This is a genomic window from Saccharopolyspora hattusasensis, assembly GCF_050972075.1.
Classification (GTDB): domain Bacteria; phylum Actinomycetota; class Actinomycetes; order Mycobacteriales; family Pseudonocardiaceae; genus Saccharopolyspora; species Saccharopolyspora hattusasensis.
This window is the reverse complement of the sequence record NZ_JBPCDC010000001.1, coordinates 8,537,038-8,559,566: the sequence shown is the minus strand read 5'-3', so window position 1 is coordinate 8,559,566 and position 22,529 is coordinate 8,537,038. Positions and strand designations below refer to the sequence as shown.

At 67.3% G+C, this 22,529-nt stretch carries 21 protein-coding genes and 5 pseudogenes; 13 read left to right on the top strand and 13 right to left on the bottom strand.

Annotation, left to right across the window (positions count from 1 at the left end; translation table 11 throughout):
• Nucleotides 1–173: 173 nt before the first annotated feature.
• A pseudogene (locus tag ACRXBZ_RS40570) lies at nucleotides 174–575 on the bottom strand (DUF4158 domain-containing protein); the annotation flags it as partial.
• A 77-nt stretch (nucleotides 576–652) separates the two neighbouring features.
• The gene (locus ACRXBZ_RS40565) at nucleotides 653–940 is read right to left on the bottom strand and encodes a hypothetical protein (RefSeq protein ID WP_433884183.1); all 288 of its coding nucleotides are present in this window, start codon (nucleotides 938–940) and stop codon (nucleotides 653–655) included.
• Between the two features lie 29 nt (nucleotides 941–969).
• On the opposite strand from ACRXBZ_RS40565, the gene ACRXBZ_RS40560 reads away from it, so the two are divergent.
• Nucleotides 970–1,377: a hypothetical protein gene (locus ACRXBZ_RS40560; RefSeq protein WP_433884182.1), complete on the top strand. Its 408-nt coding sequence runs from the start codon at nucleotides 970–972 to the stop codon at nucleotides 1,375–1,377.
• A gap of 633 nt (nucleotides 1,378–2,010) precedes the next feature.
• On the opposite strand, the pseudogene ACRXBZ_RS40555 reads toward ACRXBZ_RS40560, so the two are convergent.
• Nucleotides 2,011–2,136 (bottom strand): annotated as a pseudogene (locus ACRXBZ_RS40555) (helix-turn-helix domain-containing protein); the annotation flags it as partial.
• A 38-nt stretch (nucleotides 2,137–2,174) separates the two neighbouring features.
• A complete protein-coding gene (locus ACRXBZ_RS40550) occupies nucleotides 2,175–2,843 on the bottom strand; it encodes a tyrosine-type recombinase/integrase (RefSeq protein ID WP_433883591.1) in 669 nt (222 codons plus the stop codon).
• A gap of 669 nt (nucleotides 2,844–3,512) precedes the next feature.
• On the opposite strand from ACRXBZ_RS40550, the gene ACRXBZ_RS40545 reads away from it, so the two are divergent.
• On the top strand, nucleotides 3,513–3,779 hold the full coding sequence (locus tag ACRXBZ_RS40545) for a hypothetical protein (protein WP_433883590.1): 267 nt from the start codon (nucleotides 3,513–3,515) through the stop codon (nucleotides 3,777–3,779).
• A 19-nt stretch (nucleotides 3,780–3,798) separates the two neighbouring features.
• Here ACRXBZ_RS40545 and ACRXBZ_RS40540 read toward each other — a convergent pair.
• Nucleotides 3,799–4,119, bottom strand: a pseudogene (locus ACRXBZ_RS40540) (Tn3 family transposase); the annotation flags it as partial.
• A gap of 422 nt (nucleotides 4,120–4,541) precedes the next feature.
• On the opposite strand from ACRXBZ_RS40540, the gene ACRXBZ_RS40535 reads away from it, so the two are divergent.
• From ACRXBZ_RS40535 to ACRXBZ_RS40525, 3 genes are all read left to right on the top strand, one after another.
• Nucleotides 4,542–5,663 (top strand): tyrosine-type recombinase/integrase, encoded by a 1,122-nt coding sequence (locus ACRXBZ_RS40535; protein WP_433883589.1) that lies wholly within the window; start codon nucleotides 4,542–4,544, stop codon nucleotides 5,661–5,663.
• Complete coding sequence (locus ACRXBZ_RS40530) at nucleotides 5,660–5,992, top strand: helix-turn-helix domain-containing protein (protein ID WP_433883588.1); 333 nt, start codon at nucleotides 5,660–5,662, stop codon at nucleotides 5,990–5,992. Before ACRXBZ_RS40535 ends, ACRXBZ_RS40530 begins: the two co-directional genes overlap by 4 nt.
• 563 nt (nucleotides 5,993–6,555) lie before the next feature.
• On the top strand, nucleotides 6,556–7,515 hold the full coding sequence (locus ACRXBZ_RS40525) for a hypothetical protein (RefSeq protein WP_433883587.1): 960 nt from the start codon (nucleotides 6,556–6,558) through the stop codon (nucleotides 7,513–7,515).
• A gap of 129 nt (nucleotides 7,516–7,644) precedes the next feature.
• Here ACRXBZ_RS40525 and ACRXBZ_RS40520 read toward each other — a convergent pair whose 3' ends face one another.
• From ACRXBZ_RS40520 to ACRXBZ_RS40510, 3 genes and pseudogenes are all read right to left on the bottom strand, one after another.
• The gene (locus tag ACRXBZ_RS40520; RefSeq protein WP_433883586.1) at nucleotides 7,645–7,887 is read right to left on the bottom strand and encodes a hypothetical protein; all 243 of its coding nucleotides are present in this window, start codon (nucleotides 7,885–7,887) and stop codon (nucleotides 7,645–7,647) included.
• A 186-nt stretch (nucleotides 7,888–8,073) separates the two neighbouring features.
• A complete protein-coding gene (locus ACRXBZ_RS40515) occupies nucleotides 8,074–8,496 on the bottom strand; it encodes an IS1096 element passenger TnpR family protein (protein ID WP_433883585.1) in 423 nt (140 codons plus the stop codon).
• 10 nt (nucleotides 8,497–8,506) lie between these two features.
• Nucleotides 8,507–9,319: pseudogene (locus ACRXBZ_RS40510) on the bottom strand (glycosyltransferase); the annotation flags it as partial.
• Between the two features lie 296 nt (nucleotides 9,320–9,615).
• Here ACRXBZ_RS40510 and ACRXBZ_RS40505 point away from each other — a divergent pair.
• Complete coding sequence (locus ACRXBZ_RS40505) at nucleotides 9,616–9,834, top strand: recombinase family protein (protein WP_433883584.1); 219 nt, start codon at nucleotides 9,616–9,618, stop codon at nucleotides 9,832–9,834.
• Nucleotides 9,835–9,900: 66 nt separating this feature from the next.
• Here ACRXBZ_RS40505 and ACRXBZ_RS40500 read toward each other — a convergent pair whose 3' ends face one another.
• On the bottom strand, nucleotides 9,901–10,665 hold the full coding sequence (locus tag ACRXBZ_RS40500; RefSeq protein ID WP_433883583.1) for an SMI1/KNR4 family protein: 765 nt from the start codon (nucleotides 10,663–10,665) through the stop codon (nucleotides 9,901–9,903).
• A gap of 100 nt (nucleotides 10,666–10,765) precedes the next feature.
• Here ACRXBZ_RS40500 and ACRXBZ_RS40495 point away from each other — a divergent pair.
• Nucleotides 10,766–11,359, top strand: a pseudogene (locus tag ACRXBZ_RS40495) (FAD-dependent monooxygenase); the annotation flags it as partial.
• Nucleotides 11,360–11,482: 123 nt separating this feature from the next.
• Here the strand turns inward: ACRXBZ_RS40495 and ACRXBZ_RS40490 are convergent.
• The 4 genes from ACRXBZ_RS40490 to ACRXBZ_RS40475 are packed head-to-tail and all read right to left on the bottom strand — an operon-like array spanning nucleotide 11,483 to nucleotide 17,425.
• Nucleotides 11,483–11,929: a hypothetical protein gene (locus ACRXBZ_RS40490; RefSeq protein ID WP_433883582.1), complete on the bottom strand. Its 447-nt coding sequence runs from the start codon at nucleotides 11,927–11,929 to the stop codon at nucleotides 11,483–11,485.
• Nucleotides 11,926–14,028 (bottom strand): integrase, encoded by a 2,103-nt coding sequence (locus ACRXBZ_RS40485; RefSeq protein WP_433883581.1) that lies wholly within the window; start codon nucleotides 14,026–14,028, stop codon nucleotides 11,926–11,928. Before ACRXBZ_RS40485 ends, ACRXBZ_RS40490 begins: the two co-directional genes overlap by 4 nt.
• Nucleotides 14,025–15,962 (bottom strand): hypothetical protein, encoded by a 1,938-nt coding sequence (locus ACRXBZ_RS40480; protein WP_433883580.1) that lies wholly within the window; start codon nucleotides 15,960–15,962, stop codon nucleotides 14,025–14,027. The genes ACRXBZ_RS40485 and ACRXBZ_RS40480 overlap by 4 nt, the downstream gene beginning before the upstream one ends.
• The gene (locus tag ACRXBZ_RS40475; RefSeq protein WP_433883579.1) at nucleotides 15,962–17,425 is read right to left on the bottom strand and encodes a site-specific integrase; all 1,464 of its coding nucleotides are present in this window, start codon (nucleotides 17,423–17,425) and stop codon (nucleotides 15,962–15,964) included. The genes ACRXBZ_RS40480 and ACRXBZ_RS40475 overlap by 1 nt, the downstream gene beginning before the upstream one ends.
• A gap of 478 nt (nucleotides 17,426–17,903) precedes the next feature.
• On the opposite strand from ACRXBZ_RS40475, the gene ACRXBZ_RS40470 reads away from it, so the two are divergent.
• The 6 genes from ACRXBZ_RS40470 to ACRXBZ_RS40445 all read left to right on the top strand — a co-directional run bounded on the left by ACRXBZ_RS40470 (nucleotide 17,904) and on the right by ACRXBZ_RS40445 (nucleotide 22,486).
• Nucleotides 17,904–18,821: an NADP-dependent oxidoreductase gene (locus ACRXBZ_RS40470; RefSeq protein ID WP_433884119.1), complete on the top strand. Its 918-nt coding sequence runs from the start codon at nucleotides 17,904–17,906 to the stop codon at nucleotides 18,819–18,821.
• 485 nt (nucleotides 18,822–19,306) lie between these two features.
• The gene (locus ACRXBZ_RS40465; RefSeq protein WP_433883578.1) at nucleotides 19,307–20,347 is read left to right on the top strand and encodes a s-methyl-5-thioribose-1-phosphate isomerase; all 1,041 of its coding nucleotides are present in this window, start codon (nucleotides 19,307–19,309) and stop codon (nucleotides 20,345–20,347) included.
• Nucleotides 20,344–21,063 (top strand): acireductone synthase, encoded by a 720-nt coding sequence (gene mtnC, locus ACRXBZ_RS40460; protein WP_433883577.1) that lies wholly within the window; start codon nucleotides 20,344–20,346, stop codon nucleotides 21,061–21,063. Before ACRXBZ_RS40465 ends, mtnC begins: the two co-directional genes overlap by 4 nt.
• Complete coding sequence (mtnB, locus tag ACRXBZ_RS40455) at nucleotides 21,060–21,686, top strand: methylthioribulose 1-phosphate dehydratase (protein ID WP_433883576.1); 627 nt, start codon at nucleotides 21,060–21,062, stop codon at nucleotides 21,684–21,686. The genes mtnC and mtnB overlap by 4 nt, the downstream gene beginning before the upstream one ends.
• The gene (locus tag ACRXBZ_RS40450) at nucleotides 21,683–22,261 is read left to right on the top strand and encodes a 1,2-dihydroxy-3-keto-5-methylthiopentene dioxygenase (RefSeq protein WP_433883575.1); all 579 of its coding nucleotides are present in this window, start codon (nucleotides 21,683–21,685) and stop codon (nucleotides 22,259–22,261) included. The genes mtnB and ACRXBZ_RS40450 overlap by 4 nt, the downstream gene beginning before the upstream one ends.
• A 6-nt stretch (nucleotides 22,262–22,267) precedes the next feature.
• Nucleotides 22,268–22,486 (top strand): hypothetical protein, encoded by a 219-nt coding sequence (locus ACRXBZ_RS40445; RefSeq protein WP_433883574.1) that lies wholly within the window; start codon nucleotides 22,268–22,270, stop codon nucleotides 22,484–22,486.
• Nucleotides 22,487–22,529: the final 43 nt, after the last annotated feature.

Sequence of the window (22,529 nt, the reverse complement as noted above, 5' to 3'; positions counted from 1 at the left end):
GACTCGGCGAGCTCGTCGGGGACGCCGAACACCAGCTCGTTCAATCGGGCCCGCGTGTCCTCGGTCAGCAACGCGGCGACCCGTTCCATCAGCCGCGTCTCGCCGCGATCCAGCGCCGAGCGCACGATCCTGTCCATCCGGCCCGCCGACGGCGGCTCCAGGCGCCGGCCACGCAGCCAGCCGAGCAGTTCGGCGCGGACCTGCTCCGCGCGCCGCTCGACCTCGGTCACCTCGGCGACCAGCCAGTCCGTGGCCTCGGCCTGGTCGGCGACCGAGCACTCAGTGAACCCGAAGAACTCGCGAATCTCCGCGCGGTGCCGCTCGTGCGTCCTGCCCGTCCAGCCGTAGGAGCCGAGCTCGGCGGCCGGAACCTTCACCTGCTTGGCCACGAACTCCACGACCTGGTCCGGCAGCTCAAGCCGACCATGCGGGAACCGGCCCTGCCGGGCGTAGAACCGCACCAGCAGTCCGAACGCCAACGCGTTCCGCCCCCGCTTCCCCTCGACCAGGGTGACCTCGTCGCCGAACAACGTCCAGTGCTCGATCAGCTCGTCCTGCTCCAAGACACGCGGCACGCGCGGAGGCTACCGCTGACCCGAAAACCTTCCCTGACCAGCCCGCTCAGCCCGAATGGCGGCTCATGACACCGTCCTTAACGACAGGCCGACTCAGGGACCGGTGAGGGCGGATCGCCGAGGCGGATGAGGACCTGGTCGTCGTCCTGGACGATGTCGTCGACGGTGAGCCGGACGATGCGGCTGACCGGCTGGGCATAGAGCAGCACCAGGCCCGCGGCGATCCTGCTGCGCATCGGGGCGGCGGCGTCGGTGAGGACCTGACGCAGCAGCTCGATCCGCCTGGCTCGGGTGAGCGGGGCAGCCTGTCTGATCTTCGCCGATGGCAGAACGAACTTCCGGGTGAGCTTTTTTCCATGCACCACAACAAGAAACGGCGAACGGCGTTGCGGTCATGTTCGCGACGCCTGGCATGCCAGGCGTCGATATCGGCCTGCCGGCAATCACCGAGACTCGTTTCGCGGGAGGCGAGCCAGGCGAGAAACGCGGTGGCGTACCGAATCTGCTCCCCAGCGAACGTGCGTCCGGCCGGGGTGATGGGTTTGCGCTCGGCGCGGGTCCGCAGCCTGGGCAGGATGTCCCAGGTGGCGAACCGGCGGACGATCTTCGAGTGATCGGGATCGGTAATGGCTGCAAGGTGGTGGGCGAGCCACTGTTCAAGCAGGCAGGTCTGCTTGTCGATGACGGGCAGCAGACCGCAGGCCATGAGCAGATCCCGCAAATGAGCAGCAGCCCGCCAGGGCTGGAGCTGGTGGAATGCCTCATGCGTGAGTGCGATCTCGCCGCTTCCCAGACCACGTAACAGCTTTGCGGCCGCACCAGGATTCGGAGGGCGCCCGTCGAGCCAGTTCAACCCACTCAGCGGGTTATCCGTCGTGGTCAGCATCTTGTGCAGAGGAACCAGCTCGGGGCGGATGCGGCCAGTGCCATCATCGAGAAGCTGGGCAACCCGATCGGAGAGGGTGCAACGGGCGCAAAGCCGATCACCATAGAGGCGTCCCTCCTGCCGACAGCGAGAGCAGGCGTAGGAAGGCCGGAAGCCTGCGCAACGGGTGCAGATCGCAGCACTATCGGCAGGCCGTAGACCTGGAAGAATCCGCTGTTCGCCGCAGTCAGCGCACCAGCCGTGGACGCGCAGCGCGCGGCATTCACATGTCCGGCAGACCGATCCGTCCGGCCAGACAGCGGCGAAGTATCGGAACTGGCCGCATCGGGCGCAGGTGCGTTTGCGCAAGCGCGCGAGCTGTTCTGACGTGCGGTAGGTGGGGTCATTCGTCCGGCAGGATCCTGGCCGGACGGGACGCAGCTTGGTGACGGTCGACGGCGGGGTGGGTTGGTCGTCGGTAGCGGTCTTACGGACGCCGGCGTTCTCGGCTGTCGTGGCGACCAGGTCGGCCGGAGTGCACCCGAGGATGTCGCAGAACGCCGACAGTACCTGCAACGACAACCGCTCCGGCGTTCCGGAAACCAGCCGGTGGACCTGTGACGCGGACAGGTCGATACCGCGTTCCTTCAGCAGCGGGACCAGATCCGTGGCGGTGAAGATGCCGCAGGTGGCCATGATTTCCCCCAGCCGCCAGGAATAACCGACTTTGCGTTTCATGCGTGCACCTCCAGCCCACCCAGCGCCTCGGCGACCGCGGCGTCCAGATGGCGGCGCAATGTGCGTTTGCGGAAGTCCGAGGACACACAGGTGTAGATCGACGTGGAGCTGGCGTGCTCGTGCCCGACTTGCTCCTGGACGAACCTCGGGTCCCATCCGTCTTCGATCAGATGCGTGACGTAGGCCCTGCGCAGCGAATGGAAATCGACCCCGTCGTCGAGACCAAGCTCCTTGCGGTAGGCGAGGAAACGGGAATCCAGGCGCTGGCAGCCGACACGCAGCCCACCCTCCGACGGCCAGGCCGCCGGGTTGTCATCGGCGCCGAACAGCGGCCGGATCTCGGTGAACCACTCCTCCAGGACGTCGCGAGTCCAGTCCCAGACGGTCATCACGCTGCGCTGTCTGGGAGGCGAGCCTTTCTTCGCCTTGCCGAACCGGACCCGGCACAACCCGTACTCACCGAACTCCGGCCCGGCGACATTGCGGGCGAAGTCGACGGCATCGGGCATCCGGGTTTCGTTGCGCCGCAAGCCAAATGCGTAGGCCGTCTTGAACAGCGCCGCGTCACGGAACGCCGGCAACCAGCCCTTCCGCCCGAACGCACGAATACGGGCCACCTGGTCATCGCAGTAGGCGAAGAAGTCGTGCAACTCCTTTTTCGTCATCGGGCGCCCGCTTCGTCGGATCGGCCTCGCCTGCCTGGACGTGTGCGGCGGTGTTCCACTCGTGCACGACCTGAACCGGGTGCGTGCCGAAGCGTTCCTCGCACGTCGCAGCCCACTCATAAGCCGGGTCAGTGACGAAATGACAGAACACCCGCACCGCCAATACGAACGGATCGTCGAGTGCTTCAGGTCCCGCAGTGACCGCAGGTCGCCGAGCCACTCGTCGACCATCGCCGGCGACCACTGCCATGGAAAGGCGTTCACGTAGGCAGCGAACGCCTCACCGTGTTCTCGCGCCCTTCGACCGTCGAGCGGGCCAGGTTCCGTGCGAGCTGCTGGTTGGCGAACCCGGCCAGCATCGCCGAGAAAACCTGCTCCTCCGGCCGGAGCAGTGACACCCGAAGGGATAGTAGTCAGCACCGTGCTCATCTTCCTTCGCAATCACCGCTTGCTGTATCCGCTTGTACTGCTCAGCCTGCTCCGAGCTGATCTTCCGTCGTAGCCACCCATCGATGTGCTGCTCATCGGCCGGTTCGGTGGGGTTTGAGGAAACGGACGTGCACATCCGCCCGGTTCCGTCCCTGCTCCTTCAGCTCGGCATTATGGAAAGGGAGATCGAGATGCGTCTGCGTCGCCGAGTGCTTGACAGCGGACTGCTGGTGCTTTTGTGTGCCGGGTGGCCTGCCGGTCGCGGCCGGGCTTGCCCCGGGGTCGGGCTGGGCGCCCGGCGACGAACTGCCGTCGCCGCCACCGGCAAAGATGGCCGATCTCGACGGGTACGTGGGGATGCACCAGAAGGTCGGGAACGGGTGCTACCGCATGAGCTCGAAGGACCGCCGCAGGCTCGGGGACAGCGTCGACGGCTACGAGGGTGTCCAGGTGTGGCCGTTCCTGCTGGACGCCGAGGGACCATTCACCGAGGTCACGCCGAACTGACCTGGACTAGGCTCTCCGGTCAGAACAAGGTGTCGCGCACGCGCAGTGGCCGGTATCCGGTCGGGCCGAGTAGGGCCAGTTCGCCTTCGATGTCGACCTCGATGGCGCCGAAGAAGTTGATGTTCTCGCTGTGCGCCGGTGAAATGTGGGCCAGGACCTCGTCGTCGATGCGGCGCCCTGCCGCGCGCATCGAGTCCACGGCCAGGCCGTAGTACTCCGTCGACCAGGCCACCACTGCGTTGGTGACTAGCGTGAGGCACCACGCCTGCTCGGTCTGCGCTTCGATGTGGCGGGCCCGCACGGTTCCTTCGTGGGCGTAGAGCAGGTCGCGCTTGAGGGCTGGGTGAGGGTGCAGAACCGGAACAGCTCGTCCCGGCCGATCTGCGGGAAGCCCCGGAGGCGCTCCAACTCCTCGTCCGCGAACACCTGCGCCCCCCACGCCTCCAGCCAGCACCCCGAAGATCCCCAGCTCAGAAGCCTACTCGGCCATATCCGCCCGAAATTTCCCGGATATGTCATCCGCCGCCAATTGCAGCGGATGCGAACTCGCGACACTTTGCTATCGGCGTCCAGGGTGGCTCGTTATGCGTCGCGGTGACCAGCATCTGAGCCAGTAAGGCGCGGTGACTATAGCGCTCTTTTCAACAGCTGATCGTTCCTGTCGTGATCACTCGTTCGGCTGGTTGGCCTGCGGTTTCCTTGGCGACTCGCATCGGATGCGGTTTTATCGCGCTCAATGCGAGCGACGGAGGACGGTGGCTGGTGAGGCCGATCAGTACGGTTCCGGGCGCGGCGAGCCTGCATTTGGTGGACGGGGTGTCGCTGCTGCGGCCGGAGGAGCAGGTCTTTTCGGCGATGCTGGCCGGGTTCGCCAATCAGCAGCTCGCGCGGAACCTGGCCCGCTCGACGGTCGAGGGCCGGGAGAACACGGTGAAGGCGTTCGCCGCCTACGTGAACGCTTTTCCGTGGCAGTGGTCTGCGGCGATGGTCGACGAGTGGCTTGGTGATCTGCGGTCGCTGCGGGATCTGAAGCACTCGACGATCCGGTCGTATTCCGAGGCGGTGCGGGCGTTCTGCCAGTTCATCACCGACCCGGCCTACGAGTGGTCGACAACGTGCGAGCAGCGGTTCGGCACGCACCCGATCCAGGTCGTGCACGAGTGGAACACCGCAGCACACGTCCAGGCCGGTGAGGCCGACCCGAAGAAGCGGGCCTTCACCAAGAAGGAGCTGCACGATTTCTTCTCGCACTGCGATGACCAGGTCGCCCGGATCCGGGCGTTCGGGCGGAAGGGTTGGTTGCCGGCGTTCCGGGACGCGACGTTGTTCAAGACCGCCTACGCTTTTGGGTTGCGGCGCAACGAAACCCGGATGCTCGACGCCGCTGATTTCGGCCGCAACGTCGCCGGGCCCGAGTTCGGTGAGTACGGGTTGTGCCGGGTCCGGTTCGGCAAAGCGAAGAAGGGCTCGCCGCCCAAGCAGCGCAGTGTGATGACCGTGTGGGGCTGGACCCGCGACGTCCTGGAGGAGTGGTTCACCGAGGTCCGGCCGTTGTTCGGCGCCGACGATAATCCGGCCGCCTGGCCGTCGGAGCGCGGGCTGCGCGTGGGATGTCAGCGACTCAACTCCCGATTCATCGCCTACCGCAAGGAACTCGGGCTCGACGATGCGGTCGACTTCCATTCACTGCGGAGGGCCTACGTCACGCATCTGATCGAGGATGGCTGGGATCCGCGGTTCGTCCAGGAACAGGTCGGTCACGAGCACGCGTCCACGACCTCGATCTATACCTGTGTGTCCTCGGACTTCCGTAAACGCACACTGCGCCGCTACCTGGACGCCACGGTCACCGAGGCTCTGCAAGGACGGGAGGCACCGGCGTGAAGAGGAAAGTCGGTTATTCCTGGCGGTTGCGGGAAGTGATGGCCACCCGCGGCGTCTTCACCGCCACCGATCTGGTCCCACTGCTCAAAGAACGTGGCATCAACCTGTCCGCCTCGCAGGTCCACCGCCTGGTCTCGGGCACCCCGGAACGGCTCTCGCTGCAGGTGCTGTCGGCGTTCTGCGACATCCTCGGCTGCAGCCCGGCCGACCTGGTCACCACGACCGCGGAGAACGCCGGTGTCCGCAAGACCGCCACCGACGATCAACCGGCACCATCGACGGTCACGAAGTTGCGTCCCCGCGCGGCCCGGATCCTGCCGGACGAATGAGCCCCGCCTACCGCACTCCCGAGCAATTCGAGCGTTGGCACAAACGAACCTGCGCCCGATGCAACCGGTTCGGCTGCTTCGCTGCCGTCTGGCCGGACGGGCCGGTCTGCAGAACGTGCGAATGCCGGGCACTGCGCATCCGCGGCCGTTGCCCTGGCTGCGGTGAACAACGCATTCTCCCGGGCATCCGGCCTGCTGACGGCGCCGCGATCTGCACCCACTGCGCCGGTTTCCGGCCGTCATATGCCTGCTCCCGCTGCGGTGAGGAAAGCCAGCTCCACGCTCGACGGCTCTGCACCCGCTGCACCCTGTCCGACCGGTTGACCGGTCTTCTCGATGACGGCACCGGCCGCATCCGGCCTGAGCTAATGCCACTGCGCGAGAAGATCGTCACGGCGGATAACCCCCGAACCATGATGAGCTGGATCGACGGTCGCCCTCCGAATCCTGGTGCGGCCGCGAACCTGTTACGCGGCCTGGGAAACGGCGACATCGCCCTCACTCACGAAGCGTTTCACCACCTTCAGCCTTGGCGAGCCGCTTCTCATCTGCGGGAACTGCTCATGGCATGCGGACTTCTTCCCGCCATTGACAAGCAGATCTGCCTGCTCGAACGGTGGCTCGTCCACCACCTCAACGACATCACCGATCCCGACCACGCGCAGATCATCCGCCGGTTCGCGACCTGGGACATCCTGCCCAGGCTGCGGAGCCGCGCCGAGCGCAAACCCATCACCCCGGCCGCGCGCACCTTCATCGGGGAGCAGATCAGGCACGCCACCACGTTTCTGTCCTGGCTCGCCACTCACGAAGCCAATCTCAACACCTGCGACCAGGCAGCCATCGACGCCTGGCATGCCGAGCACAAACAGCACGAACGCATCGCTGTTCGCCGTTTCTTGTTGTGGTGCGTGGAAAACAGGCTCACCCGAAAGTTCGTGCTGCCCTCGACCAGGACCAGGCAGGCCGCCCCGCTGACCCGAGCCAGGCGGATCGAGCTGCTGCGTCAGATCCTGGTCGACGCCGACGCGCCGATGCGCAGCAGGATCGCCGCGGGCCTCGTGCTGCTCTATGCCCAGCCGATCAGCCGCATCGTCCGGCTCACTGTCGACGACATCATCACCACCGACGACCAGGTCTTCATCCGCCTTGGCGACCCGCCCTCGCCCGTCCCACCACCTTTCGCCGAGTTGCTGCTGGACTACGCGGCCCACCGCGCGAACATGAGCACCGCGACCAACCCCGGGGCCACCTGGTTGTTCCCCGGCCGCCGCGCCAGCCAGCCGCTACGCCCCGAATACCTCGCACAGCTCGTCCACCAACTCGGGATTCCCGCCTCCGCCAGCCGAGGAGCCGCGATCCGGCAGCACCTCCAGGACATGCCCGCCCCGATCGTCGCCGACGCCCTCGGCTACCACCCCGTCACCACCGCCCGCCTCGCCACCCAGGCCGGCACCACCTGGAGCCGCTACGCCCCAGGCGACCACCCGCCACTACCGCCAGGACGAACCCGCGACAGTTGAATACGCGACCCCGCCAGTCGGTGACCCCTTGCCCTGCACTCCATACCGGGACAACTCGGCCGCCCGCCGCGGCGGCACCACCTCGATGTCGACCTCGCCGAACCCAACCCCAGAATCTCCGCAACCCGCTCAAGCGCATCGACCATCGCCGGACCCGACACCCGCACCGGCGGGCGACACAGCTTGTCCAGCCGCGAATTCCCTTTGCCCCTCCGGCACTTCCAACAACCCGTCCAGGGCGGCGCGCTGGAAGTCGTCGAATAGCCGGAACAGCGCCGCCCACAACCGCTGAGTCGCCACCTCCCGCCGGGAACGACCAGCCGCACCAGCATCCTCACCCCGGACAGCAGCACCCGCCGTTCCCGCAGCCACCCACCGCCGCGTCGAACAACGCCTTCGGCCCACCACCTCAACAGCAGTCAGCAACCAAGGCCAACTCCCAAACCAGCACGTCACGGCTTAGCACCAGTTTTCATTCCGATGTCTCCACCCCCGGTTCTCTCCCCTGTCCAGCGGTGTTGTTGTTGACCGCAGCGCCGGGGTGGTCGGGCGTGGTGCTCAGCGGCGACGGTTGGGTCCCCACCCAGGCTGCAGGGGCGGCAGGTCAGCCAGCCCAGGATCCGGTGGTAGCGGTGTCTCGCCGTCATCGGTGTCCCAGCGGCGGCCGTATTGATCGGGGATGTCTCCCCAGCCCCAGTAGGGCAGCGGCTGGTCAGGTTCGATGCCGAGTTGCTCGAGGGGATCGATGCGCTGCTCGGCGACGGTGCAGAAGTGGGCCCAGCAGTCGCCGAGGTCGAAGGTGTAGACGAACTGGTCGCCGCCGCGCAGTTTGCCGAGGGTGAGCTTGTGGCCATCGAGCAGGTCGGGGTCTTCGCCGTCTTCCCAGTCGAGTCGGCCGATGCGACGGCCGTCGGCTAGCTCGAACTGGTGCAGGTGGGCGCGATCCCAGCGGCCGAAGGCGTCGTCGATCGCGGTAGCCAATTGGGTGAAGCTGTGACTGCGCGCGGACCGCCTCGATGGCCACCCCGGCGATGTCCTTCGAGGCGTGCGCGGCCATGCTGCCGAAGCGCACGTACACCGGTGGCGCGCCGGTGTCCAGGAACGCATTCAGCCCGGCCGGGAGCGGGCGTTCGTCGAGCAGGATCCACGCCCCGGTCTGCACGACGTCGAGGTCCGTCATGCCGTGCGACGGACACAGCGTCGCGTCCGCCGCCAGCCACGGCCGGCCAGTGAGGACGTGGTCGCGGACGTTGTCCACCGGTGGCAGGCCGATCGCCGCCCGATGGCTGTTGAGCGCCTCGCCGTACAAGGCGTTCACCCTCTGGGCGTCCTGCTCCCACAGCACCCGGTTGTCGGTCTCCTCCTGCGGGGACGGTGTGCCCGGCCGTCTCCCCGGAGGGAAGTGCCGCGACGGCAGCCCAAGGAGGTGGAAGCACGCGAGCCCGTAATGGATGCCCAGTTTCTCGGCCACGTCCCGTGCGCCGGCCGGCATCAGGCCGGTCGCCAGCAGCGCGTCACATCCCTCGGCCGCCGCGGTGAGCGTGTCGAACCGCGCGGCGACCAGCGCGGGAGCGAGCTGGAACGCGTCTTTCGCCGTCGGTGGCTTCGGGTTGGCGACGACCGAGCGCACCGTCGGGCCGAGCGGCACCAGCGGCACGCCGACACGCTCCAGCAGCTTCGCGAACTCCTCATCCGGCGGCGCGCACACCCGCGCCTCCGCGCCGAGTTCCCGCAACGCCAGCGCGAGTCCCGCCAGCGGTTCGACGTCCCCGCGCGATCCCCACGTCGTCAACAACACACGCACGTCGCAACTCTCCATTTCCGCAGGTTCTGGCTTCCGGTCGGTGATTCTGAGGTACGACCCGGGTCTTGCCGCAAGCCCCCCAGTCCGCTATATGTTGAAGTGGGAAGGAGCGGGGTCTCCTCGCCTTCGCCGTTTTCCTCCACTCTGGACGGACAGCCTCCTCGCAACTCGGCGAAACACCCATTTGAGACCACAGACGGGACCGTCGCGTGATCGAGCTGTCCAAGCAGCCAGGCCAAGCGCGTGGACCTGGTGGTGCTCGACCAGGGCATCGACACCTACACCGCGGTGGGCCAGTGTTCTTCCAGATCCTCGCGTCTATCGCCGAGTTCGAGCGCGCCCTGACGTCCGAACGCACGATGGACGGCCTCGCGGCGGCCATAGCGCGCGGCCGCACCGGCGGGCAGAAGCCGAAGCTGGTCCGCGCCAGATGCACCTACGAACGTGGCCCTGACGGCAAACGCCGCTACACCGTCCGACAAATCGCAGACGAGCTCGGCGTTACCCGGGGTTGAGACATCGGAATGAAACTGGTGCTAAGCCGTGACGTGCTGGTTTGGGAGTTGCCTTTGGTCGGCGGACTACTCTTCCCCGCCGTCCGCGTCCGGGGGCACGACCGTGCCCGGCCTGATGGGCTTGAGTGCCTGCGCAAGGTTGGGCATGGGCAAAGCCAGACCTGTGCTGTGAGCCGGCATGTCTCCAGGGTCCGGTTGTGTCACCGGGTTGTTTTCTTCCCGGCAGAAGTGGAACAGCTCAGCAAAACTCGCGAACCGCTGTAATTCCCCGGCTTTGACTTCATACCGCCAAGCAGTCCACTCCCCGTCGACCCCGGGTTTGGCAGGGTCGAGCAGCCAGTGGTCCTCGCCGCTGGCCACCAGCAACGACCGCTCGAACACCGTCGGCGGGGACGGGTCGTCCTCGTCTTCGTCCTCTTCGTCCGGCTCGCCGAAAAAAACCTCAGCAACGTCGATGGCGGTCCCGCCCTCGTCGGTATCACGGAACCAGGCAAGGTTGTCGCATGAGTACAGGGCGTCGACCCAGTCACCGACACCAGGCCACCCGTCGCTGGTCAGCAGGAAGTTACGAAAGCTGGGCGGGAATTGGACAGCGAGACGCTGCTCGGCTGCCGCCACCGTTTGTTCGGCGGCGGGCTCATATCCCAACCAACGTGGGGTCACCTGCTCTGCCGCAAGTCCGCCACGCTCGTCGGCGTTGCCTGCCGCGCGCAAGTGTAGTTTGCTGTATTCACGCAGGTAGCTGCGCCATTGCTGAGGCGTCGTCAGCGCAGGCGTGATCGGTGCCGCGCCATCCTCGCTACGGTCACTCAAAACGGCAGCAGCTCCCATCGAACATCACCAGTCATCGTCGTGGCCACCCAGCATGCCACGAACCCTGCCGCACTGACGCGAGGTCCGGAAAGCACCGCCATTACAGGCAACCGGCAGTGCCCTGCTGGGCATCCCGCAGCCGGTCATCGTTGACCTGCTCGAAGAACATGCGATCGAACTGGGTGTGCAGGTCCGGCGCGGTTGTGCGGTGGCCGATTTCGAGCAGAACGACGAGGGTGTGGCCGTCGAGCTGGCCGACGGCGAAGCGCTGCGTGCGCGCTATCTCGTCGGCTGTGATGGCGGGCGCAGTACGGTGCGCAAACTGCTCGGCGTCGGCTTCCCCGGCGAGCCCTGGCGGACCGAGACGCTGATGGGCGAGATGGAAGTGGGTGTGCCGCAGGGGGAGATCGCCGCCAAGGTGACCGAAATCCACGAGACCAACAAGATTTTCAGTCTCAGGCCCGTAGGCGTTGGGGTCTATCGCGTCGTAGTCCCCGTCGCGGGAGTCAGCGATCGCGCGGAACCGCCCACCCTCGAGGATTTCAAACAACAGCTGCGCACCATCGCCGGAACCGATTGCGGCGTGCATTCCCCGCGCTGGTTGTCCCGCTTCGGGGATGCCACCCGGCTAGCCGAACGTTATCGGGTCGGGCGGGTGCTGTTGGCCGGCGATGCGGCACACATCCATCCACCCACCGGCGGACAGGGCCTCGGTCGTCGTCCGCGAGCTCGGCGTCATGCGGGAACGCGGGATGTTGCCGTGGGAGTGTTCTTCGCGCTCAGCGTGTCTCATGAGACATCCGGTGGGAAGCCAGCGATGCGTCTGGCCTCGGGCCTAGCGTTGTTGGCGGGGGCCGCGGGGACGAATGGGCGTGACAGTGGTTGAGACGTCCTTTTGGAGCTGCTGCCGGAGTGCTTCGTTGTCGTGGAAGAGTGCGGCGATCGCGGTGTGGGCGGCCTTGAGCTTCTTCTCCAGGAGCGTGCATTCCTGGGTCTTCGAGGTCAGGCGCTTCTTGAGGTCGGCGATGGTCGCGTCGCGTTTGGCCTCGCCGGGGGTGGCCTTGCCGTGGGCGGCGAGGTGCGCGTCCCATTCGGCCAGGATCGCGTGTGCTCGGTTCATGGTCGCGCGGCTGACCTGGGCCTCTTTGTAGAGGTTCTCCTTCGTGAGGCGGCCGTCGGTCCGTTGCGGGCGGCCCTCGAAGAGGCGGGTCATCGCAGCCCGCAGCGCGGCGGCGGTCTTGGGACTGATTTGGTCTTCGGGGGTGTCGGTGGGGTGGGTCACTGGGGCTGGCCTGCCATCTTGAGCACGTTGCGGGTGATGTCCAGTTCACGTTCGGCGAGGTCTCTGCGGCAGGCGGGTGTGGAGGGGCTGTTGATGAGCTGGAGCTGTTTGCGCTGGTGAGAGTCATAGATCGGTAGGTGCTCGGGGCCGATCATGCTGTTGGCGCATCGGTCCGGTCGGCATCGTTCGTCGAGGGGGCCGGTGTGTCCTTCGGGGACGATCGCGTTCTCCAGGCAGACGGCGCCGACTGGGTTGGTGTGATCGGCGGTGCAGTTGTTGAGCATGCCGAATCGGATGTGGATCCTGGTTGTTCGCAGAAGGGTCTCGGCGGTGCGGGCGTCGCCGTTGCGGGCCTTGACAGTCGTGGTGATCTGGTCGAAGGCGTCCTTGACGCGTTCGGCACCGGGCCCGAATCCGATCTCCTCGCCTTCGGTATGGCGGTGGTAGAGATCTTTGATCTTGCGGAACTTGACATTGTCCAGCGCGTCTTCGAGGTATTTGACCCACTCGGTGTCGGAGGCGGCGTAACTCTGGGTGGTGGCGTTGGCGAGGGCCCGTGTGGCGATGTGCTTGAGCTGGATGCCGCTGGCGATCTCGGAGCCGGGGAACTGGTCGGTGAGCATGGCCATCGTGCGGCGGAACATGTGGGGCCGGATGTAGGTGGTGGGGATCTCGTCGAGCCCGGTCATGGCCCGGTTGGCGTTGGCGAAGGCCACGAACGCGGCCAGCATCCTGACGCCGAGGATGGCGCCGTCCTGCATGCTGGCGGTGACTGGGGAGAAGATGCGTTCGGGGTGCAGGGAGATCGTCTCGGCGACTGCGAGGGCCTCAACGACGGGTTCGGCGACCCACCAGTGCTTGCCGGGGCGTTGGGTGGTGCCCTTGATCTTGGTGGAGGCGATCGCGGGAGTGCTGTAGTGCTCGACGACGGGCTCCCGCAAGATCTCGTGAATCTCCGAATCGCGCATCATAGAGAGGCCCACGACCAGCACGAATGCCGCATCGCGCAGTGCCGTTTTGAGGTCGTTCAGGGCACGGCGTTCGATGCCGGGGTGCCATCCCCCAGTGCTGCCGTCCGGCCGAGCGACCTGGCGGAGCTCCCCGGTCAGGGCATGGGGTGTGATCCGCCCCTCGGCTGCAGCGTCCAAGATGAGGACGCGTCGTCGCTTCGATGCCGGGGAGTCCGGAGAAAAGGCATTCGAGCGGGTGGACGCGTCGAAGCCCAGGAGAAGCAGCAGCAGGTTCCAATTCACCTGCGGGGTCTGGTCATTCGACGCTGCGGGATGGACCGGGATCTTGTTCTGAGGGTCCGCGAGCCACTCCTCAAGTCGTGCGTCAAAGCCGAGCATAGAGGAGGTCGCGACGGCCAGGAGCTCGCTGAGGCGACGGTCAGCACGCAGGACGTCGGGGGCGAAGTCGTGGATGTAGGCCCAGGCGGCCCTGATCAGCGGGAACCAGGTCTGTGGAGGAACACTGGGGGTGGAGATCTTCTCCATCCTGTCCCGGATGTCGCGGGCGACGTCGCGGGCACTCTGGCCCGACCACGGATCTCCGGCAGGCCAGGGCAGGCTGAGGGCTGGCTCGGCCGCTGCCAGGCTCTTGAGGGTAGTCACGTGGCACCTGACCGTTCCTGCGGCGGTGCCTGCGGCAGCTAAATCGGTGATGCGTTGCCGCAGGTCCTCCACTCTCCATGCGTCGGGGTGAGCCGGAAGCCCGCTCTCACGGCCCCAACGCGCTGCCGTCCGAAGGCGCGAGGCGATGTGGGCCAGAGTTCGCGGGTCGCCAGCCCTTTCCAGAACGACGCCGCTCTTGAGGACCTGGGGATGCCGCGGGTTGAAGACGAGCATGATGAACTCACGAGCCAGCAGATTCCAGTACGGGTCCTCCAGCTCCAGGCTGAACATGACCTTCCAGCCACTGGCGGAGGTGTTGGCGGGCCGCTTGAGAACCCCGTTGAAGTCCCAGCAGCCCGTATCGCCGAACCGGGGGACGTAGGCGCCGGGCTCGCGAGCCCCGGGCAGCAACGAGCGGCCGGCGACGACGGGTTCGTCGTCCCGGAACAAGGGCGGACGTCGTTGCTGGGGCAGCGTGACGATCATGCGTCGAACTCCGTGTTCGCGGCCAGCGGCAGGTCCAGGACGGCCTGGCCGGCTTCGATGTGCTTGAGGGCCAGGGCGATGTCCTCGGGCGTGCGGTCCTTCAGGACAGCTCGGAGGTTCACCCAGCTCTGCCCCCATAGTCGAGCGAAGACCGGCGGGGCCAGGACCGTACGCAGTCTTTCCAAGTGACGCTGGAAGAGCAGAAGTTGAGGCAGGTTGGAGGGCAGGATCCAGGCATTGCGGCACTCCAGGCAGCGCAGCGGCGCGACGGCGCAGAGTTCGCCGGGGCGGCTGTAGGGCCCCTGGTAGGGGTTCTTGCAGTGGGAGACGCCCATGTCGAGCTGGCCGGACATGATGGCCTCGGCCTCCTCGGCGGACAAGCCGGTGTCCTTGAGCAGGTCGCTGTCGACGGCCGCGGAGACGTCCGGGACGACGGTGGGGCCGTCGACGCAGTCGAGTGCCTTGTCGAACCAGTGCTGCTGAGCCGTGGTGATCGTCCGGCCGGACAGGATCCGAAGGGTGGTGCCCTGTGCGTAGTGGCCGGCGAAGGCTTCCTCGGTGTGATCGTCCGCCGCGTCGCTGATGCGGCCTTCGGTCACGATGGCCTTCTCGACCTTGACCGATTTCCGCAGGCGGCCGATGTTCCGGTCGCCCTTGATCTCGATACCCATGGCGTCCAGCCAGTGGGCGAACGTCCTCCGGGACTGGGGATCCCATTTGCCGAACTCGGGGGTGAAGCTGGGCGAGACGGCGCCGGTGACGAAGAGCGTGTCGGTGACGTGGGGTGCTTTGGCGCGGACCCGGGCGGTGGTTTCCAGGAGCTGGCGGACCACCGCGCTGGCCTCGCGCCGCGGCCAGTCCATGGTGATCTGGTGGTCACTCGCGCTCTGCGGCTCCAGCTCGTCGGCGGATGCGGGCTGGTCTCGAAAGGCCCTGTGCCGCAGCAGTCGGGCCCTGTTCTTGAGGAGGGTGAGCCGGACTCCCTTCGGCAGGAACTCCACCTGTTTCTCGCCGAACCCGGTGACCTCTTCCGAGGTGTAGCCGGTCGCGTCCATCAGCAGGACGCGGAAGGCATGCAGGTCCATGGTGTGCGGATACAACCTCGCGAACAGCTGTCTCACCAGCTGCTGTCGCGCCGACTGCGGAACGAGGGCCCTGCCGGGGGCGGCGGCGAACGCCTGCAGTTCTGGTGGCCACTCTCGGGACGGAGGTATGTGTCGGCGGATGTCGTCGGGGGTGATCTGCTCGTGGGCCAGTCCGCAGAGCAGGTCAGCGATGCTGGTCCAGCTGCCCGCGTTGGGGTGCTGTCCTTGCTCGGCCAGAGCCCAGCCCTCGTCCAGGCGCTTGCGGGTGGCGTGGACGCTCTGCCAGGCGGCGCGGATCAGGGCCCGCTTCTCCGGCCGGGTGAACTCGTCCCGTTCCGTCTTCTCGCCGCCTGCGAGGAGTGCGGGCCCGCGGGCCCACCTGGCCAGGTCCGGTGCAACATCACGATCGGAGTGGTCGTCGCGACGCACGACCAGCAGCCGCAGTCCGGCGGCCATCACCGCGGGATAGGTCGAGCTCGGAGCGTAGGTCTCGGGCAGGGACAGTTCCCAGCCGATCAGCAGGTCAAAGAGCCCCTGATCGGCCAGGCCCACCGCCTCTGCCTCCGGCCCGAGCTTCTTGTCGACGTACTCGCAGAGCCGGTTGATCGCCATGTGATAGGTCCTCGCGTGGGATGTGATGGCGGTGGCGGCCACGTACTCGACCCACTCGTCCGCCAGCTGCATTGCCAGTCGTGTGCAGCGGAAGCCTGACGGGTCCACTGCCAACAGCTCTCTGGGGATGCTGATCACTCGGGGGCCGATGCCGCCTGGAGGGACGGGATTCGCCAGGGCCATGAGCAGGCGTTCGCGTTCCTGCTTGCTCCGATACTTCCGGCGCGGCTTCGACATCAGCGAACGCCCTTCGTGCTGGCCAGGGCGTGGGAGGCGATCTCGGCGTAGGTCGCCTCGTCGTCGCCAACCCAGCTGGAGAACGCGGCCTCAAACTCGTTGATCAGGTCGTCCGTGTACTGGAGGTACTGGTAGGTGGTCTCCGGGTTGGAGTGACCGAGCCGACGGCTGACGATCAGCAACGGATTGTGCCGGATATGCCCGGTCAAGTATGAGCGGTGCCGACGGCGGCGAGCCTGCATGTCCGGCTCCTCGCCGTCCATGGCGTTCTCCAGATAGGTCAGCAGCTGCAAAGCGTACGTATGTCTCAGGTCGTGCCATCTCCAGCGCCGGGTGGGCAGGTGCGGAGTGGTCCGGTCGGCGAGTTCACTCATGCGCGTCCATGCCCGGTGGCGGTAGCCCTTCCAGGCGTCCGCCCCCGGCATCAGCCCGCCGCGGCAGACGAACAAGGACAGCGCCTCCAAGCCGAACTCGCCTTCGTGGACGGTGATCCGCCGCAGTTTGGCGGGCATGGCGGACATCTGGAACTCGCGCACGACGCCGTCCAGGATGCCCCGCACCCTCCCGCCGGCGATGTCGACCTCACCGACGACAAACAGGTCGCGGGCCTTGCGCTCCAGGCCTCGGGCGGCCCTGCGGACGATGTCCGGACGCTCCAGGAGGCAGAACAGGTCTGCGGAGGCGACCGCATCCTCGGGGACGTAGATGTTGCGGGCTTTGCCGTACTTCGCGCAGGCCTGAACCGTGTATTCCACGGCCCCGCCCGGCATCCCGGGCCACAGCCCCATCTCGGGAAGCAGCACCGTCGACCACTCCCGCCACCGTCCCCCCGTTCCCAGGGCCAGATCGGAACCGGCCCGGCCACGCAGCGGTGACCACCCGCGAAAGCGCTGGTCAACCGTGGCATCAGGCAGCTGTCCTCCCAGTCCCACGTCCCGGAAGTACCGGTACTGCTCGAAGTTCAGATGCCGGATGTCCATGCTGGACCGGACCTGCGGCGCCAGCGCGTTGCGTCCCCGTGCCGCCACCCGCGCCGGCCGGTGCGTCAAGATCTTGCGGTCGACGAGGAACCCGTAGAGGTCGTCCTGGACGAACGACTCCTTGCCCCACGCCGACCAGCCGATCGGCTTCTTCTGCCACCGGGTCCGCTGGTCGCGGAACGAAACGAGATCCGACTCAACCGCCGACAGCACGTCACTGCCCAGGCCCGCGAGATGGTCATCCAGGCGGCCGACCGCCCGCCCGTAGTCCTTCAGCGTCGTCTCGTCCAACAACGCCGTCGACAGGTACCTGCCGTACTCGCACAAGGGCGGCACCGGCATCTGCGTCTCCTCGTCGAGGAACACCGGCGTCCCGTCGAGCACACCCCGCCGCTTCAGCAACGCCTCCACCTCCGCCGCGGAGATGACGTCACTGTCCAGGAACCTCTCCAGCAGCCCGGACTGCACAAAGGCAAGATCCACTCTGCACCCTTCCCAGGGGCCCGGAGAGGAACTCCCGTCGGCTCACCTGTCTCGTACCACCACAACGGATCGAGACTGAACCACAGATCTCATGAGACAGATCTGAACAGCGGAAAGAAGGAGTGGATCACCGACGGCACCCGGCTCGTACGGCAGGAGACCGCCTTCGACTCGATCGCCGGGGTGCTCCAGCCCGTCACCTCCGCTTGGGGCGTGGGCTTGTACTCCTGCCGCGGCAAACATTCGTACATGAGGCGATGCAGCAATATGTCCGGCAGGGCAAGCCCGTGACCGCGGTCTTCGCTGGCGACTGAGATCCCAGGGGCCGGTCGGTACCCGGGCCGGTCGGTATACGCGAGAAAGGGGCAATGAGCCCTGAAACCGCTGCTCAGCCGTCTCCGGTGATCCGGCGACCACGTCGGCTGGCCCACCGGCGCGCTCCTGTCATTCTACGGTGATCCCCATGACGGAGGTACCAATGAAGGCGATCATCGCGACGGATCAGGCCGCGGAAGCAGCCGGGATCACACTCGCGGAGCGGCCTGAGCCGACGCCGGCGATCAACGACGTCGTCGTTGAAGTCCATGCGTCGGGCTTCGTCTCTGCAGAGTGGGAGTGGCCCTCGACGTGGGTCGATCGCTCCGGTCACGATCGAGCCCAGGCGATCATCGGCCACGAGTTCGCCGGAGTGGTCACCTCCCTCGGCTACGGCACGACGGGACTCTCGCTGGGACAGCGGGTGTCCGGGATCACGGACTGGCACCGCGATGGAACCCTGGCCGAGTACGCGGCCGTGGAGGCACGCAACCTTGCTCCGCTGCCGGGGAACGTCGACTTCACGGTGGGTGCGAGCCTGCCGATCTCCGGCCTGACCGCATGGCAAGGCCTGTTCCAGCACGGTCGTCTTCAGGCGGGGCAGAGCGTCCTCGCACACGGCGCCGCCGGCGCGGTCGGATCTGTGGTGACGCAGCTCGCCCGGGAGTTCGGCGCCTACATCATCGGTACCGGGCGGGCGGCGGACCGCCAGGCGGCGCGTGACTTCGGCGCGAACGAGTTCCTCGACCTCGATGACGACGATCTCGAAGACATCGGCGGGGTCGACCTGGTCTTCGATGTCATCGGCGGTGACATCCAAAGGCGCTCGGCGAGCATCATCCGGCCTGGCGGGACGCTGGTGTCGGTGGTCGGGCCTGCTGAGGCTCGCCCTGTCGACGGCCTCGCGGTCGACTTCGTCGTCGAGTCCGTCCCGAGTCAGCTGGTGGAGATCGTCGACCGGGTGCGGGACGGGCGCCTTCGCACGCACATCGGAACCGTCGCGACCCTCGACGACGCCGTCCCTGCGCTCAACCCGACCGAGCGGCGCAAGGGCAAGACCGTCATTCGCGTGCGCCCCTGAGCGCCCTGGAATAGGCCAACAGCGCCGTCCTGCCGACACCCTACTGACGAGATCGGCACCCGCCCCGACGCGACGCCGACGACGTAATTGGGGCACGCTCAACTCACGACGGCGTCACGTACTTCGATCTCACACTCAACGACGACGGTTCGATCATGGTCAACACCAACGACCCTGAAACGGACGCCCGGATCGACCTTCCACTCGCTGCCGAACCACGCGCCACGTTCCTCCGCTGGCTGGACGAACACTGAGCGGGAACCCGGCGCGTCGCGCGTGCAACACGTGTGGTGATCGCTATGTATGGGTCGGATCGACCGCTTCTGAGCTGCGTGGACGTCCGGTCATGGTCGGTACCGGCACCCTAGCAAACGCCGCGTGGGCGCTGCTCCCGCGATGTGGATCTCGTTTCCGGTAGGTGGACCGGGATCGATACCCTGGGGTGAAGACCTGTTCACCGCCCACGAGTACTGCCGAGGACCTGAATGCCGCCACCTGCCGCACACCCCCGGTTGCCGACGCTGGCCGACAGCGTGCGGCTGGCCGAGGACGGGGTTCACATCCTGGATCGCCGGGTGTTCCCGTTCGAGCACCGGTGGGTGCGCACTCGCACGGTCGAAGAGGTCGCCGCAGCGATCGAGGACATGGTGACCCAGTCCTCCGGGCCGTACTTCGCGGTGCTGTGGGGCATGGTGCTGGCCGCGCGGGAGGCCGCCGGTCAGGGGCCCGACACCGCGCGCAAGCACCTGCGGGTCGCCGGTGACCGGTTGATCGCCACCAGGCCGACCAACGACCAGCCGCGCAAAGCCGTGGAGTGGGTCATGGCATCGGTGGACGCCGGCGGCGATGACGTGGTCGCCGCGGCGCTCGCCGGCGCGCAGGCCGGTGACGCCGATTACCGGCGGCGCAGCCGCGAGATGGGGCGCGCCGGTGCGGCGCTGCTGCCGGAGCGGGGGCGGATCCTGACGCACTGCTGGGGTGATCTGTACCTGGTCGGGCTCGTCGAGGCGGCGCTGGAGGCGGGCAAGCAGCTGTCGTTCGTGTGCACCGAGACCCGCCCGTACCTGCAGGGCGCGCGGTTGACCGCGGAGACGCTTGCGGAGATGGGTGTGGACACCACGCTTGTCACCGACGGCATGCCAGCGTCGCTGATGCGCGCGGGCGAGATCGACGCGTTGGTGACCGCCAGCGACCGGGTCACCATGGACGGTCACGTGATCAACAAAGTGGGGACGCTGCAGCTGGCGGTGGCCGCGCACACGTTCGGGGTGCCGTTCCACGCGTTGTGCCACGCGCCGGATCCCCGCTCGGCCACCGGCGCGGACGTGCCGATCGAGTTCCGCGACGGCGATGAGGTGCTGCACACCCTGGGACGGCGCAGCGCCAGCGAGCAGGTGCGGGGCCTGTACCCGGCCTTCGACATCACCGATCCGCGGTTCGTGACGACCGTGGTGACCGACCGGGGCGCGTTCGGGCCGGAGCGGGTGCACGAGTACTGGGAAGAGGAACGGGGGACGGCGCGGTGAGCGTGCAGGTCGCGGCCCGGTGGGGCGTGCTGGACATCGAGGGGACGTTGACCGCCACCAGCCAGGTGCACGTGGTGCTCTACGACTACGCGCGCCCACGGTTGGGGTCGTGGATCGACGCACACTCCGACGATCCTGTGGTGGCCGAGGCTGTCGCGCAGGTCAAGGCCGACGCCGGGCTGGGCAAGCAGGCCGGGACCGCCGAGGTGGTGGCGGTGCTGCACGGCTGGATGGACGCCGATCGCAAGGCCACCCCGTTGAAGACGTTGCAGGGCCTGATCTGGTCCGACGGCTACGCCCGCGGGGAGCTGACCACCGACTACTTCGCCGACGTGGTGCCGGCGCTGCGGTCCTGGCGCGACCGGGGCCTGGGGCTGGCGGTGTTCTCCTCCGGCTCGGTGGCCGGGCAGATCGCGTCGTTCTCCAACACGACTTCCGGCGATCTGCGGGTGCTCTTCGCGCATCACTTCGACACGGTCAACGCCGGGCCGAAACGGGAACGCGACTCCTACGAGAGGATCGCCGACGGGCTGGGCGCCACGGCGGCCGAGATCGTGTTCTTCTCCGACGTGCCCGCGGAGCTGGACGCCGCCGCGGCGGCGGGCTGGCGGACGGTGGGCGTGGCCCGGGCCGGGGAACCGTTCGCGGACGCCGATTACGGGACGCACCCGGTGGTGTCCACTTTCGGCGATGTTGAGCTTGAGGTGATCGCGTGAGCATCGAGCTGAAGCAGGCCGCGGCGGCGCTGGCCGCGGAGTCGGCGCGGATGGCGGGGCTGGGCTGGATGCGCGGCACCTCCGGCAACCTGTCGGTGACGTTGCGGCAGGACCCGCTGCGGCTGGCGGTGACGGCCAGCGGCCTGGACAAGGGCGAGCTGACCGCTGCCGACGTGGTGGTCGTGGACGCCACGGGTAAGGCCGTGCCCGATCAGCCCAATCCCGCGCAGCGGCCTTCGGCCGAGGCGGGGCTGCACGCGAGGATCGCGGCGGTGGCCGGGGCGGGCGCGGTGGTGCACGTGCACATGCTCTCGGCGGTGGTGGCCGGACAGCGCTGGCCCGGCGGTGTGGCGTTGCGGGATCTGGAGATGCTCAAGGGGCTCGGGCGCCGCGACGACGACGTAATGACGGTCCCGGTGGTCCCCAACAGCCAGGACATGGGTGTGTTGGGCGATGCGTTCGAGGCGGGTTTCGATGCCGCGACGCCAGCGGTGATCGTGGCGCGCCACGGCGTGTACGTGTGGGGGCGGGACCTGGTGCAGGCCAGGCACCGCACGGAATGCTTGGACTGGCTGTTCCAGTTCATCTTGGCCACGAACGGATTCCAGGAGGTAGTGGCATGACGTTGCTGACCGTGTGGCCGGACACCGATCCCGGCACGGTGGAGTTGCGCACCGAGGACCCCGGGCAGATCGGGGACGTCCTCAAGCAGTTCGGGGTGCGCTTCGAGCGTTGGGAGCTCACAGAGCTGGCCGAGGACGCCACGTCGGAGGACGTGCTGGCGGCCTATCGCGCCGAGGTCGACGCCGTCATCGACGCCGAGGGCTACATCAAGGTGGACGCGGCGGTGATGGCGCCGCGCGACGGTGATCCGGAGTGGGAGCAGCAGGCCAAAGCGGCCCGGGAAAAGTTCCTCTCCGAGCACACCCACGACGATGACGAGGACCGGTTCTTCGCTCGTGGCGCGGGGGTTTTCTATCTGCACATCGGCGCGAAGGTCTACGCGGTGCTGTGCGAGGCGGGTGATCTGCTGAGCGTGCCGGCCAACACCACGCACTGGTTCGACATGGGCACCCGCCCGGATTTCGTCGCGATCCGCTTCTTCCACGACGAGGACGGTTGGGTGGGCGATTTCTGCGACACCAACACTGCGGAGCGGTTCCCATCGTTCGATGATCTGATGGCCTCGCGGGGCTGACCTCTCATGCCGGAGCCGGGTGCGGACTTGCTGTCCGCACCCGGCTTATCTTCACCCCTCGTCATCGGCACCGTCAACGGCGCAGTCACCGGCACGCAACTCGGCAACGAACAGTTCATGATGTGGACCACCGGCGGTTTGACGGCGTGGCTGGGCTGGGCGGTTCCGCTGACGCTCGCCCAGCTGTGGCTGGACCGCCGCCCCAAGCACGCCCGGGCACGCTGATCACCGGCAGGCTTGACCTGGAGTGCGGTGGAGGTTGAACGCT